The organism is Pseudomonas sp. NPDC089741, assembly GCF_044748825.1.
GTDB classification, from domain to species: Bacteria; Pseudomonadota; Gammaproteobacteria; order Pseudomonadales; family Pseudomonadaceae; genus Aquipseudomonas; species Aquipseudomonas helmanticensis.
Genome location: NZ_JBIVGT010000077.1, coordinates 1 through 2996 on the forward strand (window position 1 = coordinate 1; position 2996 = coordinate 2996).

A 2996-nucleotide genomic window follows, 5' to 3' on the forward strand; every position below is an offset into this window, starting at 1 on the left:
TGAACTGAAGCACTTACTGCCGAAACCTGCATAACTCATTGAATCTCAAGGAGTTTTCCGTTTCGACTGCGCCGGAAGTGGGGCGAATTATAGACGTCCAGAATCTGCCGTCAACCGTTAATTTCGCTTTTCTTGCAAAACCGGCTTTTTGGTCAGCAAACGCGGGATACGCCGCGTCACTGGCGGAATACGCAGTAGCAGAAGCACCGCACCTATAAAGGCATAGATTGCCCATTCTTCAAGATCGGCACGCACAATCCAAAGCATATGCAGCAAACCCAAACCCAGAATCACGTACGCCAGGCGATGCAGCTTCTTCCAGCGCGAGCCCAACCGACGCTGACTGTAGCGATTGGACGTCACCGCCAACGCCAACAAGCCAAGAAAACCCAACGCCCCTACTATTATGTATGGCCGCTTGCGCAACTCGACTGCCAACTGCGACCAATCGAAACCAAGGATAAACGCCATATAGCTGCACAGGTGCAGCACCACATAGGCGAAACACCAAAGCCCCAACTGCCGGCGTACGGCAATCCACCCCGCCCACCCGGTCAGCTTCTGCATAGGCGTCATGCTCAGGGTAATCAACAACAACACCAATGTTCCCAAGCCCAGCCGATCCACCAACACTTTGCCGGGATCGGGCCCAAGCAAATCCTCAAGCGCCTGATACAGCCAGAGCATCGGCCAGATTGCCGCCGCGATGAAAACGCCTATACGCCAGAACGGATACCGCATCAGTAGTTCTTCCGCAGATCGAGCCCTGTATATAAAGAAGCGACTTCATCCGAGTAACCATTGAACATCTGCGTATCGCGTACGTTCGGTTTGAACAGGCTGTTCGGCAACCGTCGCTCCCGCGCCTGCGTCCAGCGTGGGTGATCAACCGTTGGATTCACATTCGCGTAAAACCCATACTCATCCGCCGCGATGCTCTGCCAAGTGGTTTTCGGCTGCTCGCTGACCAGACTGATACGCACGATGGATTTGACGCTCTTGAAGCCATACTTCCAAGGCACTACCAAACGCAGCGGCGCACCGTTCTGATTCGGCAACTCGCGGCCATACATACCCACCGCCAGAATCGCCAACGGATTCATCGCCTCATCCACACGCAAGCCTTCTACATAGGGCCAGTCGATCAAGGCGAACCCAGAGCGCTGCCCCGGCATGGTTTTGGGATCCTGCAGAGTCTCAAAGCGGATGTACTTTGCATTGGCGTTCGGCCCAACTTGCTTGAGCAGCGCCGAGATTGGAAAGCCGATCCACGGAATGACCATCGACCACGCTTCTACACAGCGCAGGCGATAGATACGCTCTTCCAGCTGATACGGTTTAATAAAGTCTTCCAGCGCATATCGCCCTGGCTTATCCACCTCCCCGTCTACCACCACACTCCACGGTTCAGTTTTCAGCGAACCAGCATTCGCCGCCGGATCACCCTTGTCGGTACCGAACTCATAGAAGTTGTTGTAGTGGGTTGCATCTTTATAAGGCGTGATCGCCTCATCCTTGACATTGACCGCCCCCCACTGGGTAGACGACAGCTTCTCGTCAAACCAGGCAGGCGCTTTGCCGGGCTCGACATCGGCGTATCGGGCGGCATCCTCGGCACTGGCCCAGCGCGGCAGGCTACTGACGGCAATACCGGCAGCAGTAGCCCCCAACAATTGGCGGCGAGAGAGATAGATATTTTCAGGCGTGACATCCGACTCATGGCAGTCAGACGCTTTGGGGATTTTGATCAGCATGACAACTCCGCAGCTTTGGAGGACAGATGCACCCATAGACTGCGGAGTATGCGTGAAATTACATCACTCGGCTTTTTTGTGCCGACGAAGATGCAACAGGTACTGCACCGGACCGGAAGCTGCGTAGGCGAGGAACACCAACAGCAGAATGCGCGGTGGGTCACTGAACACCACGGCAAACACCAGCACAACGGCGAGAATCGCTACGAACGGTACGCGGCCCTTCAAGTCCAGCTCTTTGAAGCTGTTGTACTTGATGTTGCTGACCATCAGCATGCCGGCAGCCGCGACCATCAGTGCGACCAGAAACGACATCTTCGAACCCTGAATGCCGTAATCGCTGAACGCCCAGACAATACCCGCGACCACACCGGCAGCCGCCGGACTGGCCAGACCGATGAAGTAGCGTTTATCAGCCGTGCCCACCTGTGTGTTGAAGCGCGCCAGACGCAACGCCGCCCCCGCCACATAGATGAAGGCGACCATCCAGCCGACCTTGCCCATATCGCCCAATGCCCAACCGAACGCCAGCAACGCCGGCGCAACACCGAACGCGACCATGTCAGACAGGGAATCGTACTCGGCGCCGAAGGCACTCTGCGTATTGGTCATGCGCGCCACACGACCGTCGAGGCCGTCGAGCACCATGGCGACGAAAATCGCGATCGCGGCAAACGCGAAATACTTGCTCGCGTTCGCCGAGTCGCCAGCACTCAGGGCAGCCTGGGCGCTCATCGAGTTGATGATGGAATAAAACCCTGCGAACAGGTTCGCAGTGGTGAACAGATTCGGCAGCAGATAGATACCACGATGCCGGACTTTACGACCTTCTGCGTCGTGCCCTTCTTCGATGTGTTCATCGATGGGCAGCAGGCTTTCGGCGTCAGAAGCCTTGTTCGGCTCTTCGGGACGTTCGCTCATGGACATTACCTTGCAACGGTTTGGAGAAATTTCGACAGGTGCCTGAGGACGACAGTTCGGCCACAAACGCTGCAGCTTTATACCAGAACCACCAGCTCAAACGAAAAAACGCGGCCGAGGCCGCGTTTTCCCTACAAGAATGACGACTTAGTTTTTGGCTTTGTCGACGATCTTGTTGGCACCGATCCACGGCATCATGGAGCGCAGTTGCTCGCCGATGATTTCGATACCGTGAGCGGCGTTGTTACGACGCTTGGCGGTCATCGAAGGGTAGCCGGTTGCGCCTTCGCTGATGAACATTTTGGCGTATTCGCCGTCCTG

General features: G+C 56.1%; 3 protein-coding genes and 1 pseudogene. All 4 read right to left on the reverse strand.

The annotated features are described in order from the left end of the window. Window positions 1-117: 117 nt before the first annotated feature. Entirely contained in the window at window positions 118-741 is a 624-nt protein-coding gene (gene msrQ, locus ACIPZE_RS28780; RefSeq protein ID WP_129395522.1) for a protein-methionine-sulfoxide reductase heme-binding subunit MsrQ, read from the reverse strand. Further along, complete coding sequence (gene msrP / locus ACIPZE_RS28785) at window positions 741-1754, reverse strand: protein-methionine-sulfoxide reductase catalytic subunit MsrP (protein WP_400776814.1); 1014 nt, start codon at window positions 1752-1754, stop codon at window positions 741-743. The genes msrQ and msrP overlap by 1 nt, the downstream gene beginning before the upstream one ends. Before the next feature lie 63 nt (window positions 1755-1817). Further along, a complete protein-coding gene (gene pssA / locus ACIPZE_RS28790) occupies window positions 1818-2675 on the reverse strand; it encodes a CDP-diacylglycerol--serine O-phosphatidyltransferase (RefSeq protein WP_016983477.1) in 858 nt (285 codons plus the stop codon). A gap of 147 nt (window positions 2676-2822) precedes the next feature. Next, window positions 2823-2996 (reverse strand): annotated as a pseudogene (locus ACIPZE_RS28795) (ketol-acid reductoisomerase); the annotation flags it as partial.

Coding starts and splice junctions, on each gene's coding strand:
- msrQ (WP_129395522.1), bottom strand. CDS start 741: ATGCGGTATCCGTTCTGGCGTATAGGCGTTTTCATCGCGGCGGCAATC.
- msrP (WP_400776814.1), bottom strand. CDS start 1,754: ATGCTGATCAAAATCCCCAAAGCGTCTGACTGCCATGAGTCGGATGTC.
- pssA (WP_016983477.1), bottom strand. CDS start 2,675: ATGAGCGAACGTCCCGAAGAGCCGAACAAGGCTTCTGACGCCGAAAGC.